Genomic DNA, 14,572 nt, shown 5'->3' with positions numbered 1-14,572 from the left:
CCAGAAACGGTCCCGCCCCTCGCCCGGCCGCCGCGGGATCTCTTCCCATGGAGGCTCCGGTCGAGCGGCTCGTCCCGAGCTCTCCCGGCGGCGTCGGCGCCGGCGCCCGTCCCCTCAAGGAGCACCCCCCGTGACCCGGAAACCCCTCGGTTCCGCCGTTGCCCTCGCGGCCGCCCTCGTCACCCTGCTGTCCGGCTGCGGCACCCTGGAGGCCGCGCCGAAGCCCGACGACGGTCCGGTCGACAGGACCGGGACGGCCATCGGTCCCGGTATCACCCCGAGCACCATCCAGCTGGGCGTCCTCACCGACCTGTCCGGCCCGTACGCCCCGCTGGGCCGTTCGGTGCTTCAGGCCGAGCGGCTGTACGTGGACGGGGTGAACGCCTCGGGCGGCGTGTGCGGCCGCAGGCTGAAGCTGATCGTCCGCGACCACGGCTACAGCGTGGACAAGGCCGTCGTCCAGTACATGAAGATGGAGCCGTCGATCGCGGCGATGCCCGGCCTGCTCGGCTCGTCCATCATCAACGCCCTGATGGCCGACATCGGGACCGACGAGGTCATGACCATGGCGCTGGGCTACTCCTCGACGCTCCTGGGCCAGCCCACCCTGCAGACCATCAGCGCCACCTACGACATCGACATGATCAACGGCCTGGACTGGGCGGCCGGCACGTACGGCCTGAAGCGCGGGGACAAGGTCGGCTACCTCTACCTGAAGGGCGACTACGGGCACAACGCCCTGCGCGGGGCGAAGTTCGTCGCCCACGAGAAGCGGCTGAACCTGGTCACCCGGGAGCTCTCCGAGGACCAGCAGGACCTGAGCCCGCAGGTGCACGACCTCGCCGACGCCGGCGTCAAGGCGGTCCTGATCACCGCGAGCCCCCAGCAGACCGCCTCGGCGGTCGGGAGCGCCGCCGCGCAGGGCCTGGTGGTGCCGTTCCTGTCCAGCGCCGCCGGCTTCCACCCGCAGATGCTCGAGAGCCCCGCGGCCCCGGCGGTGCTGAGCATGCTGCACCTGGTCGCCCCGACCCCCGCGCTGACCAACCACGCGCCCCAGATCGAGAAGCTGGTGGCGGACTACAGGAAGCAGTACCCCGGCCAGCCGCTGGACCAGGGCGTGGAGAACGGCCACAACACGATGGCGGTCGCCGTCCAGGACCTGAAGGAGGCCTGCGCCGACAAGGACCTCAGCCGGGAGGGCATCATCGCCGCCCACCGTAAGCTGACCGGCTTCGACCCCGGTATGGGCCCGGCGCTGGACTTCTCCGACCCGTGGCGGCCGAGCGCCACCGCGAGCTACATCCTGAAGCCGGAGAAGGACGTTCCCGGCGGCCTCGTCGACGTGAAGGGGCCCTTCAAGGTGAAGGCGGTGGAGGAGTACCTCTCCATGTTCTGACGGTCCGCGGCCCGCCCTTGTCCCGTCCCCTTCACCGGGGACGGGACACGTACGGAGCCGTCCGGGGCCGACGGTCAGGCGGGCTCCGCCGGTTGGACGCCGGCGTTGTGGCGGTTGACGTTGACGGTGATGCGGCGGACGAGCTCCTGCGTGGTGGCGATCTCCTCGGGGGTCAGCCCCATGGCCTCCCCGATGGCGGGCGGGACGCTCGCGATGTGCTGGTGCACGGTGACGCCCTGCGGGGTGAGCGCGACCTCGACCACGCGTTCGTCGTCGGCCCGGCGTTCCCGCTTGAGCAGGCCGTTGGCTTCGAGGCGCTTGATCAGCGGGGTGACGGTGCCGTAGTCCAGTTGCAGGGCGGCGACCAGTTCCTTGACGGTCGCGGTGCCGTGCTCCCCGAGGGCGACCAGGACGAGGTACTGGGGGTAGGTCAGTCCCAGCGGGTCGAGCAGCGGCCGGTAGGCACCGGTGACGGCCCGCGAGGCCGCGTACAGGGTGAAGCAGAGGTGCTCGTCCAGCAGCGGCGCTGGCCGGCCGGCCCCGGGCACGTGGCGGTCGTCGCTCATGACGGCGTCCCCTTTCCTGAGCTTCCTTGAGTTCGTCGGTCCGCTTCCTTCCGTCCACCATCATAGCGAGCACGACAAACTCGCACCCATTTAACTTGTGCACGAGAGAAACGCGCGCTAGATTTCTCGTCGTCGCCCCGGACGGCAACGCCCGTGACGATCACCCCTGCCACCGAAGGAGATCCCCATGAACGCGAAGTCCGTCGTCCGCCCCACCCGCAAGTCCGCCGCCGCGGTGGCCGCCGCCGCGGGAGTGGCGGCCGCCTCCCTCGCCGTCACGGCGCAGGCCCACGCCGCGCCGGAGCACCGCGCGGAGGAGAAGAAGCCGACGGTGGTGCTCGTGCACGGCGCGTTCGCGGACTCGTCGAGCTGGAACGACGTGATCGCGCGCCTGAAGCGCGACGGCTATCCCGTGGTGGCACCCGCCAACCCGCTGCGCGGCCTGGACAGCGACGCGCAGTACCTGGCCGGCTTCCTCAAGAGCGTCAAGGGCCCGGTCGTGCTGGCCGGCCACTCGTACGGCGGCGCCGTGATCAGCGAGGCCGCCGCGGGCGACCCGAACGTCAAGGCGCTGGTCTACATAGCCGCCTTCGCCCCCGACAAGGGCGAGAGCGCGCTCGAACTGTCCAACAAGTTCCCGGGCAGCACCCTCGGCGACGCCCTGAACCCCGTGTCCTTCCCGCTCCCCGACGGCAGCACCGGTACCGACCTCTACATCAAGGCCGACAAGTTCCACGACCAGTTCGCCGCCGACGTCCCCACCCGGGTCACCGACCTGATGGCCGCCACCCAGCGCCCCGTCGCCGCCTCGGCCCTGGAGGAGAAGGCCACCCGGGCCGCGTGGAAGACCGTCCCCTCCTGGAACCTGATCACCACCGAGGACAAGAACATCCCGCCGGCCGCCCAGCGCTTCATGGCCGAGCGCGCCCACTCGCACACCACCGAGATCAAGGCCTCCCACGCCGTCTCGGTCTCCCGGCCCGGCGCCGTCACCCGCATCATCGAGCAGGCCGCACGGACCACCCAGCGCTGACCGCCGCGGTGCGGCCCGCACCGGGAACCGACCCCCGGTGCGGGCCCGCGCCGCGATCCCCCTGCGCCTCAGAGCGCGAGCGCCTCCGTCGGGGGCAGCCGGGAGGCCCGGACCGAGGGGTAGACCCCCGCGAGCACGCCCACGACCACGGCGCCCGCGACGCCGCTCGTGACGACGGGCAGCGGCACCACGGGCGGCCAGCCCTGGTGGAGGCTGTAGCCGATCGCGGCCAGTGCGCCGAGCACGGTGCCCGCGATGCCGCCCAGGGCCGACAGCATCACCGCCTCCATGAGGAACTGGCCCCGGATCTGGCCCTTGTTGGCGCCGAGCGCCCGGCGCAGGCCGATCTCCTTGCGGCGTTCCAGGACCGAGATGAACATCGTGTTGGCCACGCCGATGCCGCCGACCAGCAGGGCCACCCCCGCCAGTCCGAGGAAGAGCGAGGAGAAGGTGTTCTGGGTCGCCTTCTTGGCGGCCAGGACGTCCGAGGGCCGGCTGACCTGCACCAGTTCCGGCGTCTGCGGGTCGAGGGTGGCGGGCAGCACGGCGCGTACGGCCTCCACCGCGTCGTCCCTCGCCTCCACGTAGACCACGGTGGGGTGGTTGTCGAAGCCCAGGTACGTGCGGGCCGCCCCCCATCCGACCAGCACGGACTGATCGAGCTCCGGGGTGAGCGGCATCGGGGCGAGGATGCCGGTCACCGCGAACGACTGCCCGCCGACGAAGACCAGCGGGACGGGCCCGCCGGGTTCCAGACGGGTGATGCCGAGCCACGCCGCGGCCTGGTCGCCCAGGACGGCGGTGGGGAAGCGGTCGGAGTCCCGGCTGAGGAACCGTCCGGAGCGGACCGTGGCGTGGATCGTCCGCAACAGGTCCTCGTGGCTCGCCAGTACCGTGATGCCGATGCCCGCGTCCGAGGGGGCCCGGTCCGAACGCCGCACCTGCGCATGGGTGTTGGCCACCTCGCTGACCGACGTCACGGGGCCGACCCGGCGGGCCATCGCCACCGCCTCCTCGGGCAGCGGCGCCGACTCCTCCCCCGGCTGGGGAACGGCCTGCGCCTGGAGGAGGTTGGGCCCGAGAGCGTTGAGCTCGTCGAGCAGGTGCCGCTGGCTCGACGCCGGGATGCCCGTCACGACGATCACGGTGGCGATGCCGATGGAGATGCCCAGCGCGGACAGCGCCGCCCGCATGACACGGATGCGGATGCCCAGGAACCCCAGGCGCAGGAAGTCGCCGGGCGGCAGTCGCACCGCGCGGATGTACCGGTCCTCCGGTGGGCTGGTCATGGGGTTCCTTCCGCACGGGTGTCGCGGACGATGCGGCCGTCGCGGATCTCCACCCGCCGCGGCAGCCGGGCGGCGATGTCGCGGTCGTGGGTGATGACGGTGATGGTGGTGCCTTCGTCGTTGAGTCTGACCAGCAGGTCCAGGACCGCCTGCCCGTTGGCGGTGTCGAGCGCGCCGGTGGGTTCGTCGGCCAGCACCAGCGCCGGCGTGTTGACCAGGGCGCGGGCGATGGCCACCCGCTGCTTCTCGCCCCCGCTGAGCTGGTGCGGCAGATGGTCCACCCGGTGCGACAGCCCGACCCGGCCGAGTGCTTCGACGGCGAGCGGCCTGCGCCGGCGCCGGGCCACGCCGGCGTAGAGCAGACCGGTGGCGACGTTCTCGGCCGCCGAGAGCCCGTCGGTGAGGTGGAACTGCTGGAAGACGAAGCCCAGCCACCGTCCCCGCAGCACCGACAGCTGCCGGTCGCGGAGTTCGGCCGCGTTCCGGCCCGCGATCTCCACCGTGCCGCTGCTGGGCAGGTCGAGCGTGCCCATGAGATTGAGCAGGGTGGACTTCCCCGAGCCCGACGGGCCGACGATGGCGAGCAGTTCACCCCGGTCGATGGTCAGCGAGACGTCGTCCAGGGCGCGGACCCCGCCGGCGTAGACCTTGCTCGCGCCGTCGACCCTCAGCACGGTGCGGTCCGAAGGGGGGAGCGCCGCGGCCGGCCGCGCGAGGTCGGTACCGGTGCCGGGGACCGCGTGTCCGGCCCGGCGGCGGCCCCGGCTCATGAGGCTGTCACCACCCGCAGCCCCTCGGTCAGGCCGTTCCCGCTGATCTCCACCATGCCGCTCGCGTAGAGCCCCGTGGTCACCGCGAGGTAGCCGCCGTCGGTCCGCTGCACGGCGTAGCCGCCCCCGCTGAGGGCGACCAACGCGCCGACGGGCACGGCCAGGACGTGCTTGCGGGCCACGGAGGTGAACCGGACCTCCACGTTCGCTGTGTCGTACTTCGGCAGGACCGAGGGAGCGACGGTGACGTCCAGGGTGGGCGGGGTGTTCTCGCCCACGGGCGAGTCGCCGCCTCCCTGCACGGACTGGCTGATCGCGGTGACGGTCCCCGGGATCTCGTGGGAGTCCGGGAGCGTGATGGTCACATGCGCGCCCTTGGTGATGCCGTCGGTGTCGGTCGCCGGGACCGGCACGCTGACGGCCTTGGTGGTACGGGTGACCGTCATCAGTGGACCGGCGACGGGATCCCCGAGCTGGGCCGTCACCGCCCCCACCCGGACCGGCCCGGGCAGCACCACGATCTGCCCCACCTCCAGCCGCCCGGTCGGGGTCATGCCGACCCGCTTCTGCCACCGCTTGACCGCGGCCGCCAGCGTGGGGGTCCAGACGTCGCCGGTGCGGTCCACGAGGCTGCCGCCCGTGTAGGGCCCCGAGGCGGTGGAGTTCGTCCGGGGACCGATGTCGTAGCCGAGGGCCTCCATGTTGTCGGCGACGACGGTCACGTCCCGGCCCCGCAGCGTCGGCTTGTCCAGGGTGCGGAACAGCGGCGTGCTGCCGTAGAAGACCATCACCGGCCGGTCGTCGACCGCGTACAGCTGCCGGCCGCGCTTGACCGTGGATCCCGTGGACGGGAGCTCGGTGACCGTGCCGCTGCCGGCGCCCTTGACGGTGATGCCGGGTCCGAAGCCGAGGACACCGCGGTGCGTCCTGCTGTCGGACAGGTCGGTCCTGACCACCGTGGCGGTGGCGGCGGAGGCCGCCCGCGCCGGGGAGTCGCCGCGTGCGTGCGTCCCGGAGGTGACGGCGTATCCGCCGGCGGCCAGCCCGGCCGCGGCGACCAGGGCCGAGACCACGGCCACCGTCCTGCGGCGGCCGGGCCGCCTTCGCGCACCGCGCGCGACGTCACTTCTTGCCACTGAAGGCTTCCAGTTCACACGCGTGCTCGATCGCGGACTCGCCCACGGGGTCGTTCTCGACGTAGTCGTCGTCGTACGTGTAGCCCAGGCCGTTCGGGTAGACGCTGGTGTCCTTCACGAGGTGCACCATGACCCCCTTGGCACGCAGGCACTGCACGCGTGCCTGGGCGTTCTCCCGGTAGTGGGGGTTGAGCGCGGGGTTCTCCTCCTCTGGGCCGAGCGGCAGTTTGCCGGCGCAGGGTCTTTTCGCGCTGTCCGGGATCGGCTCGACGAGATTCAGGGGCTGACCTTCCCGTACGGGGCCGGCGGGTCCCGGGCCGCCGGTCTGGGCGCCGTGGGCGACGAGGCAGTCGTCCCAGGCCCGGATGAGACGGTTGCGGCGCTCGTCGGTGTCGTCCAGCCGCATCTGCGGAGGCCCGGCGTCGCCGGTGCCGGCCTGGGTCTCCGTGCCGGTGCCGGTGCCGGTGCCGTCGGCGTCGCCGGCGGGGGGCGCGGGGGCGTCGGACGCGGGCAGGGAGGCCACCTGGCGTTCGGCGGACGGATCCGCCGTGCCGCCGCAGGCGGTGAGGCCGGCCAGCGCGGCCAGCGTGACGGCGGCCAGTACGGCGACATGGCCGCAGGCCCTGCCGGCGGGGCGGGATCGGGTGAGGGGCATCGCGTTCCTCGGTCGTCGGTTCGGGAGGCTCTGCTGTCGCTCCCGACTTGCCAGACGTCCGGCCCCCGACGAGGTTGTCGCCGGCCCGCGCTTCCCGCGCCACCACCCGCGTGGCGTGCGTCACGTGACCGCGGCCCGGGCGGCCCGGCGGCCCCGCGCGGGGAACGACCCATCAGGTGCACGAACCGCCGCCGCGGAAGGGCCTCCTGTGGCGGGCATCACATCGTGATCGCCCACGCGAGGGAGCCCACCGATGCGAGGGACGCAACGAGACCGGCTCGCGCCACCGGGGAGACCCGCTTCATCCGTCTGTGCACGCAGTAAACAGTTGATCAAGGAACGTCGAGTGCATCCGACGCGGTGTTAGCGTCCGGTCCTCGCGGTCCAGTACCGCGGCCGCGGGAACGGCAAAAAGGCGTGCGTGGGGAGACGCATACCGCTGCGGTATTCGTCGTGCCCTCCGCCGATTCCCTCGGCACCGTTCCCTGTTCGCGGGGACTCGACACTGTCGTACGGGCGGCGACGCCCGGAGGGGATGACATCCGTGAATCGAACCGCGCACCGGCGCGGCTGGCTCGCGCTCGTGATGGCCGGCGCGTTCGTGGCAGCGCTTCCGACGGCAGCGGCCGCCGACGAAACCCCGATCGATGCGGGACTGCCGATGCCCACGGTGCCGTCCGGCACTGTCTGCGGCAGCGACGACAACCCCGTCTGGAAGGGCACTCCCACCCTCCCCCAGGGCATGAGCGTCACCATCGGCATACCGCGGCCCACTATGAACGGGGTGTCCTACCAGGGAGTTGTCCACGCCTGGGACGCGGACGGATCACAGGCGGCCGACGGATCCGTCGCCGCGCTGCCGATCCTCTCCCAATCCGTGTACGTACCCCTGCCGTTGGCGGACGGGCACACGTACGGCTGGCACGCGTCGACGTACGACGGGACGGCGTACTCGAACCCGACCGAGCCCTGCTACTTCAGGGTGGACGCGGGCATGCCCCTCACCCCGGTGGTCACCAACCCCGACTTCCCGCCTGTGGGGAGCCCCGGAACGCCCACGAAGGCCGACGGGCAGCCCACGACGTTCTTCTTCAGCGCACCTGCCGACCCCTTGCCCACCGGATGCGCCGAGGCAGGCACTCCGGACTGCCGGGCGAGCGGCCTGGACCACTTCGAGTACGCCTTCGGCAGCGAGCCCGGCATCGGCGCCCACAGTGTCCCGGTCGACGCCGAAGGCAACGGCAGCCTGACGGTGGCACTGGGCTGGGGCGCCTACAGCCTCGGCGTCATCGCGGTCGACAAGGCCGGGAACCGTTCGCCGGCGGGTGGCTACGAGTTCTCGGTGCCGTGGCAGCTCCCGCCGGCGAGCCCCACCACCCTCGGCCTGACCGGCCCGGCGAAAAGCGGCCGAGGAACCCGACTGCTCATCACCGGACAGCTGTCGGCGAGCCCCTACCCGGCCGGCGAGATCGTTCACGTCACCAAGAGCGATCAGGCCCACCCCAGCGGCACGGCGCTGCCCGATGTACCGCTCTCCGCGGACGGCACCTTCGGCATCGCCGACGTCCCGCAGGTCGGAGGCATCAACACCTACACCGTGACCTACCCGGGTGACGCCACTCACCAGGCGTCGACCGCCTCCACCAGCGTCCAGGTCTCACGCGCCGCCACCGCGCTCACCGTCACGGCCAACGCCTCGTTGTACGCCTACGGGGCGACCGCGAAGATCACATCCCACCTGGGCACGACCTACAACGGCCGCATCGTTGCCCTCTACGCCCAGCCCTACGGCGGCAAGAGGACGCTCATCAAAACCGGCACGGTGGACAGCCACGGCAACCTGGCCGCCGGCTACAAGATCATCCGAAAGACCACCTTCACGGCGTCCTTTGCCGGTGACTACCGCTACGCCCCGGCCAAGGCGACCCGGACCGCGTCGGTCCACGCGAAGGTGTCCGATTCCCTGAGCGGCTCCTACGGGAACACCCACAGCGGCAGCATCACGTACCGCCTGTACCACCACACCGCCAAGGCACAGCTGAACGTCACGGTCACCCCCGGCAAGGCCGGCCAGTGCGTGCGATTCCAGACCCAGCGGTACTACGGAGGGGCCTGGCACACCCAGAGCACCACCACATGCCACACGCTCAGCACAAAGAGCGGCGCCTCCGCGACGCTGGGCCTGACCAAGGCGGTCAACAGCAGGTTCCGGATGCGGGCCGAATATGTCCACAGCAGCAAGGACACCGGAAACCTCGACACTTGGGGCGCCTGGCAGTACTTCACCGTCACACGCTGAGCAGGTCCGCGGCGTGCACCGACTCCCCACAGACGAGGCACTCGTTCTCGGTCTCCGCCCGGACAGACCCGGAGAGTCCACCGATGCGCGGATGGCCCGTCGTCGCCAGGCCGGTACGGGCGAGAGGTACACGGAAGCCGCTCCCAGAACTGCCCCCCTGCGGTTCCGCAGGGGGGCAGTTCTGGACTCCGTTGACGTCTGTCGCCCGCCGGTGCGCGGTCGGCCCTGGTCTACCGGTGCTTGTCGGGGCCGTGGATGCCGAGGTGGGTGACGATGAAACTGTGGTCGTACTTGACCCCGTACTTGAGGACGCGGTCGAAGCCGAGATGGAAGAGGCCGATGGCACCGGCCACGATCAGTGAGTTCTGTTCCCACGTGGTGCCCGCGACGATCAGGGCGAGAGGCAGCGGCGCGGTGTGCATGAGGTTGTAGACCCAGGCGCCGACTTTCGGGCCGGCGAGGTAGGCGAACCAGGACAGGTCCGGCACGAGGAACAGTGCGGGAACCAGCCACCATGCTTCGTCGGTCGTGGCGAAGAGCACCAGTGCGGCGATGGCCACGGCAAGACCTTCGACGCGCAGCCAGACCGCGGGCCGGCCGGTGACCACGCCATGGAAGTCCCGGTCATCGGCGTTCGGCCCGTGCGGGTTGTCCACGGTGGTTGCGGCCGGGACGTCAGTGAGCTCAGGCACGGGTGTTCTCCTGCAGGAACGAGGTGATCAGAGCCGCGGTCTGCTCGGGAAACTGGTCGTGCGGGTAGTGACCGGCGCCGTCGACCATCGCGAGCCGGCCGATCCCGGCGGGCAGCGCCGCGACGATGGCCTCGCCCTCGGCCCGCGGGTCGGTCCAGTCGGGGTCGAGGGAGCCTTCGACGATCAGCACCGGGCAGCGCACATCGGCGAGCTTCGCCCCGGCGTCGGCCGGTGAGGTCTTGAGCATCGACTGGAGTGCCTTCATCCGGCCGGGCTCTCGCAGTTCGGCCGCGATGCGGGCCTGCCGGTCGGTCCAGTCGGCGGGCTTGCGGTCCGGGTAGGCGTGGTCGAGGTAGCCGAGCCACTGCGTCACGCTGCCCAGCATCGCGCCGGCCATCCGGTAGGCGCCCCGGCGGTACGACCTGTTGCCGAGGTCGCCGAGCTTCATGGCTTGGGCGCGGGTGAACGGCGCGATCTCGACGACTGCGGTGATCAGGCCGGGCTCCTGAGCGGCAGCGATGGTGGCGGCGCCCCCGGCGATGGAGTGACCGATCAGCACCGCCGGGCCGCCGAGGTGACGGATCAGGGCGAGCAGGTCGCCGGCGATGTCGGTACGGGAGTACGACGGCCACGCCGCGGCCGACTCGCCGCAGCCGCGCAGGTCCACCGCGGCGACCCGGTATCCGGCCGCGACCAGCTGCGGCGCGACGAACCGGTAGGCGGCGCGGCTCTGCCCCATGCCGTGGGCGAGCACCACCAGCGGACCGTCACCGGCCACCTCGTACGCGATGCGACCGCCGTCGACGGTCAGGTAGTGGGTCTGCTGGTCGAGGGACATGATCATGGTCGTCTCCTGGCGCATTGAGATGAATCCGGATACAAGATTGTCTCCCGGTCCAAAATTGCTTCCGGGTTCAAGTCTGTACTCGAGTACAGTTACGGACTGGAGTACACTTGTCAAGTGGGAAGAGAGCAGATATCGATCATGAAGAACGGAACTTCAGCAGCCCCCGAGTCGCCTCCGCAGGACCGCCGCGCACGTCAACGGGAGCGGCGCCGCGCCGAGTTGTACGACGTCGCCCTGGCGCTGTTCGTCGAGAAGACGTATGAGGGAACGACGATGGAGGACATCGCCGAGCGGGCGGACGTCGCCCGGACCACGGTCTTCAACCACTTCCCCCGCAAGGTCGCCTTCCTGCAGGAATGGGCCGTCCGCCGCCGCGAGAAGGCCATCGAAGCCGCCTACGCCGCAGGCCCGGACTCGTCCGCCCGGGAGATCCTGGTGCGGTACTTCACCGAGATGGGCCGGCTCAGCGACGCGTCCCGGCCGGAGAGCGTGGCCGTGATCCTCGGGTCGGTGCACTCGACGAACATCTGGCAGCGGTCGCCGCTCGCCGTCGAGTTCGCCGGCATCATCAGCGGGGCACAACAGAAAGGCGAGATCGACCCGGCCGTCAACGCGGACCGGGTCGGGCTGCTCCTGTCCTCGTCGTACTACGTCATCCTCACCGCATGGGCCGCCGAAGAGCCGGCACCCTTCGACCTCACCGCGGAGATGACCGGAACCGTCGACCTCATCCTCAACGGAGTCCTGCCCCGATGAGACAGAACCTCTAGCGGCTGAACGACTCGATCTCGGGGGTGATACCACCGACGGGGGGTATCACCGCTGAGCACAGGCAGACCGCGTCCGTCCGAGCGGCTCGGAACAAGGGCTCAGCGCCGTGGGCAGGCAAGAGTGGCGCGACTGACGGGAACGCTGTCGCACAGGTGGGAGAGGTGCGACCGCTGACGCTTGTGGCGTCGCACCTCTCGCACATGGTCGGGAGAGGGTGGGTACGGGCGGAATCCGATCTGACAGTGCGGCAATGGCCTGCTGCTTCGGACTTCGTCGACGTGGCCTGGTGCTGCAACGGTCCCTGCCGTGACGGGTGGGCGGCTTCGGGCGGTGTGTGACCGTGTCGTGCCGTGGCACGGGGGTCCTTCACGCCGAGTTGGGCCGGCCTGCAGCTTCGGGCCTGTCAGAACGGCCCACAGCGGTCTCACACCGCGAGACCGAGTACTCATTGATTCACCCTGTGCTTAATTCAGGATTGGCTGTACCGTCGAGTGGTGCAGACAAGCCAGTCGAGAACCCCAGCAGTCGCCGTGAACGCGGCTGCGCTTGCCCGTGTCGGTACAGCACTCGCCGATGAGAATCGTCGGCGGTTGCTGCTGGCCTTGCTCGAGGCCCCTGCCTACCCTTCGGATCTCGCCGAGTCGCTCGGCATGACCCGAGGGAACGTGTCGAACCATCTGTCCTGCTTGCGGGGCTGCGGACTGGTGAAGACCGTCGCGGTCGGCCGCCGGGTGCGCTACGAGCTGGCCGATCCCAAACTCGCCCACGCCCTTGCCGACCTGGCCGCGCTCGTCCTGCTGGTGGACACCGGGAAATCCGTCGAGCCGGCGTGCGCGCCCGAGGACTACGACAGCCTCGATGTCGAGAACACCGCGACCCTCGACCCTGAGGAAGGGAAGCATGGCTGACGCGTGCTGCGGTACCGACACTTCGACACGGACTCCCTCCGCCGCGGAGTCGGCGGCTGCCCCCGCCGCCGTCCGGCAGGTCCGCGAATTCCAAGCGGCCGCAGCGGCAGGCGTCCTCCTGCTGTCCGCGCTGTTCCTTCCCGGACCCTGGGACACGGCGCTCGAACTGGCGGCCCTTGTCGTCGGTGCGGCGACCTTCGTCCCCGGCACCTTGCGTGGGCTGGTACGCGGACGGCTCGGCGTCGGCCTGCTGATGACCATCGCCGCCGTCGGCGCCGTGGTGTCGGGCGAATACGGGGAGGCGGCCACCTTGGCCTTCCTGTTCTCCGTGGCCGAGGGCCTCGAGGGATACGCCGTCGCCCGCACCCAGCACGGACTGCGCGCCCTGCTCGACCTCGTACCGGCCACTGCTGTGATGCGCAGGCACGGCGTCACGACGGAGGTTCCCCCGTCCGACCTGCGGGTCGGCGACACCCTGCTCGTCAAGCCCGGTGAGCGGATCGCCACCGACGGCGTCGTGTCCTCCGGGCGCAGTGCGCTGGACACCTCGGTGGTGACCGGTGAGTCCGTGCCGGTCGAGGTGGGCCCGGGCGCCGAGGTGTTCGCCGGTTGCGTGAACGGTGCGGGAGCCCTGGAGATCACCGTCACCGCGACCGCCGAGGACAACTCGCTCGCGCGCCTCGTGCACATCGTCCATGAGGCCCAGGACCGCAAGGGCTCCAGCCAGCGACTTGCCGAGGGGTTCGCCAGGCCGCTTGTGCCGGGCGTGCTGGTGCTCGCGGCGCTGGTCGCGGGGCTGGGCAGTCTCTTCGGTGACCCCGGGGTGTGGATCGGGCGGTCCCTGGTCGTCCTCGTCGCCGCCGCCCCGTGCGCGTTCGCCCTGTCGGTTCCCGTGGCCGTCGTCGCGGCCATAGGCGCGGCGTCCAAGGCAGGCATCCTGGTCAAGGGGGGTGCCGCCGTCGAGGCTTTGGGAAAGGTCAAGGTGGTCGCGCTCGACAAGACCGGCACTCTCACCCGCAACGAACCTGTCGTCATCGACGTCGTCACCACGCACGACACAGACCGGTCCCACGTCCTTGACGTGGCAGCCGCGCTGGAGGCCCGCAGCGAGCACCCGCTCGCCGCAGCCGTCCTCACCGCAGCCGGCGACCGGGCCCTGACCCCCGGGACAGACGTGGCGGCCGTGCCGGGAAACGGTCTGACAGGCATGGTGGACGGACGCAACGCCCGTCTGGGCAAGCCCGGTTTCGTCGACCCCGGCGCCCTGACCCCCGACGTCCAGCGGCTTCAGGACGAGGGAGCCACCGTCGTCCTCGTCGAACGCGACGGAAAGCTCCTGGGAGCGGTCGCCGTCCGCGACGAGATCCGCCCCGAGGCGGCGGAGGCCGTCAAGGCACTACGCGCGCAGGGCGTCAAGGTGGTCATGCTCACGGGCGACAATGCCCGCACCGCCGCCGCCATCGGCGCCGCGGCCGGCATCGACGACGTACGCGCAGAACTCCTCCCGCAGGACAAGGCCCGTATCGTCACCGAGCTCCAGGCCCTGGGGCCGGTCGCGATGGTCGGTGACGGCATCAACGACGCGCCCGCACTGGCCACGGCCGATGCCGGCATCGCCATGGGAGCGATGGGGAGCGACGTGGCCATCGAGGCCGCTGATACCGCCCTGATGGGCGAGGACCTGCGGCGCCTGCCGGACGCGTTCGCCCACGCGCGAGCGGCCCACCGCGTGTTCACCCAGAACCTGCTGCTGTCCGGCGGCATCCTGCTGGCCCTCGTCCCGCTGGCCGGCACCGGTGTACTGGGGCTCGCCGCCGTGGTCGCCGGCCACGAACTCGCCGAAGTCCTCGTCATCGGCAACGGCATCCGCGCCGGACGCAGGAAGAACCTGCCCGCGCACGCGCCCCTGCGCGCGGCCGTCGCACGACATGCCGCCGCCACCACCGTCCCCGTCGCACCCGCCGCCCTCCCTCTGCGGCTCCTCCCGCCCGGCCGCGACCTCATCCCTATAGGGGCGGCACCGGGAAATGCGGGGGGCTGCTGTTCCGACAGCTGCGGCTGCGAGGACTGACACCGTCCGCAGGAGACGCATCGCCTCGACGGCGTCGTGTTCGATGTCCACGAGGAGCGACAGCACTGGGTTTCGGCCCCGTGCGAGGGGTGGTGCGGGCGCCCGGTAGCGTCACCGGGTTCATCCGTACCGAAGGAGA

At 71.1% G+C, this 14,572-nt stretch carries 13 protein-coding genes; 6 read left to right on the top strand and 7 right to left on the bottom strand.

The genetic code is table 11. The features are described 5' to 3' along the window. The first annotated feature begins 130 nt into the window (after positions 1-130). A complete protein-coding gene (locus ACIP64_RS20140; protein ID WP_401588390.1) occupies positions 131-1,396 on the top strand; it encodes an ABC transporter substrate-binding protein in 1,266 nt (421 codons plus the stop codon). Between the two features lie 74 nt (positions 1,397-1,470). On the opposite strand, the gene ACIP64_RS20135 is transcribed toward ACIP64_RS20140, so the two are convergent. Further along, positions 1,471-1,962: a MarR family winged helix-turn-helix transcriptional regulator gene (locus ACIP64_RS20135; RefSeq protein ID WP_401588388.1), complete on the bottom strand. Its 492-nt coding sequence runs from the start codon at positions 1,960-1,962 to the stop codon at positions 1,471-1,473. 187 nt (positions 1,963-2,149) lie between these two features. On the opposite strand from ACIP64_RS20135, the gene ACIP64_RS20130 reads away from it, so the two are divergent. Continuing rightward, positions 2,150-2,995, top strand: a complete 846-nt coding sequence (locus ACIP64_RS20130) for an alpha/beta fold hydrolase (protein WP_401588385.1) — start codon at positions 2,150-2,152, stop codon at positions 2,993-2,995. Between the two features lie 68 nt (positions 2,996-3,063). On the opposite strand, the gene ACIP64_RS20125 is transcribed toward ACIP64_RS20130, so the two are convergent. Genes ACIP64_RS20125 through ACIP64_RS20110 form a run of 4 tightly spaced genes read right to left on the bottom strand, consistent with a single transcriptional unit; the run spans position 3,064 to position 6,845 of the window. Continuing rightward, a complete protein-coding gene (locus ACIP64_RS20125; protein ID WP_401588382.1) occupies positions 3,064-4,284 on the bottom strand; it encodes an ABC transporter permease in 1,221 nt (406 codons plus the stop codon). After that, entirely contained in the window at positions 4,281-5,054 is a 774-nt protein-coding gene (locus ACIP64_RS20120; RefSeq protein WP_401588379.1) for an ABC transporter ATP-binding protein, read from the bottom strand. Before ACIP64_RS20120 ends, ACIP64_RS20125 begins: the two co-directional genes overlap by 4 nt. Beyond that, positions 5,051-6,190, bottom strand: a complete 1,140-nt coding sequence (locus ACIP64_RS20115) for a hypothetical protein (RefSeq protein ID WP_401588377.1) — start codon at positions 6,188-6,190, stop codon at positions 5,051-5,053. Before ACIP64_RS20115 ends, ACIP64_RS20120 begins: the two co-directional genes overlap by 4 nt. Continuing rightward, positions 6,177-6,845, bottom strand: coding sequence for a hypothetical protein (locus tag ACIP64_RS20110; RefSeq protein WP_401588374.1), 669 nt, complete (start codon positions 6,843-6,845; stop codon positions 6,177-6,179). The genes ACIP64_RS20115 and ACIP64_RS20110 overlap by 14 nt, the downstream gene beginning before the upstream one ends. Positions 6,846-7,389: 544 nt before the next feature. Between ACIP64_RS20110 and ACIP64_RS20105 the strand changes: the two genes are divergently transcribed. After that, entirely contained in the window at positions 7,390-9,144 is a 1,755-nt protein-coding gene (locus ACIP64_RS20105) for a hypothetical protein (protein ID WP_401588371.1), read from the top strand. A gap of 230 nt (positions 9,145-9,374) precedes the next feature. On the opposite strand, the gene ACIP64_RS20100 is transcribed toward ACIP64_RS20105, so the two are convergent. Beyond that, positions 9,375-9,836 (bottom strand): DUF4260 domain-containing protein, encoded by a 462-nt coding sequence (locus ACIP64_RS20100; protein WP_401588369.1) that lies wholly within the window; start codon positions 9,834-9,836, stop codon positions 9,375-9,377. Next, positions 9,829-10,680 (bottom strand): alpha/beta fold hydrolase, encoded by an 852-nt coding sequence (locus ACIP64_RS20095; RefSeq protein WP_401588366.1) that lies wholly within the window; start codon positions 10,678-10,680, stop codon positions 9,829-9,831. Before ACIP64_RS20095 ends, ACIP64_RS20100 begins: the two co-directional genes overlap by 8 nt. A 117-nt stretch (positions 10,681-10,797) precedes the next feature. On the opposite strand from ACIP64_RS20095, the gene ACIP64_RS20090 reads away from it, so the two are divergent. The 3 genes from ACIP64_RS20090 to ACIP64_RS20080 all read left to right on the top strand — a co-directional run bounded on the left by ACIP64_RS20090 (position 10,798) and on the right by ACIP64_RS20080 (position 14,433). Beyond that, positions 10,798-11,439, top strand: a complete 642-nt coding sequence (locus ACIP64_RS20090; RefSeq protein WP_401588363.1) for a TetR/AcrR family transcriptional regulator — start codon at positions 10,798-10,800, stop codon at positions 11,437-11,439. Between the two features lie 509 nt (positions 11,440-11,948). Further along, positions 11,949-12,362, top strand: coding sequence for an ArsR/SmtB family transcription factor (locus tag ACIP64_RS20085; RefSeq protein ID WP_401588361.1), 414 nt, complete (start codon positions 11,949-11,951; stop codon positions 12,360-12,362). Continuing rightward, complete coding sequence (locus ACIP64_RS20080) at positions 12,355-14,433, top strand: heavy metal translocating P-type ATPase (protein ID WP_401588359.1); 2,079 nt, start codon at positions 12,355-12,357, stop codon at positions 14,431-14,433. The genes ACIP64_RS20085 and ACIP64_RS20080 overlap by 8 nt, the downstream gene beginning before the upstream one ends. The last annotated feature ends 139 nt before the right edge of the window (positions 14,434-14,572 follow it).

The sequence above is a fragment of the Streptomyces sp. NPDC088733 genome, from assembly GCF_044751185.1.
GTDB lineage: Bacteria > Actinomycetota > Actinomycetes > Streptomycetales > Streptomycetaceae > Actinacidiphila.
The sequence above is the reverse complement of the archived record's forward strand: the minus strand, read 5'-3'. Positions and strand labels throughout refer to the sequence as shown.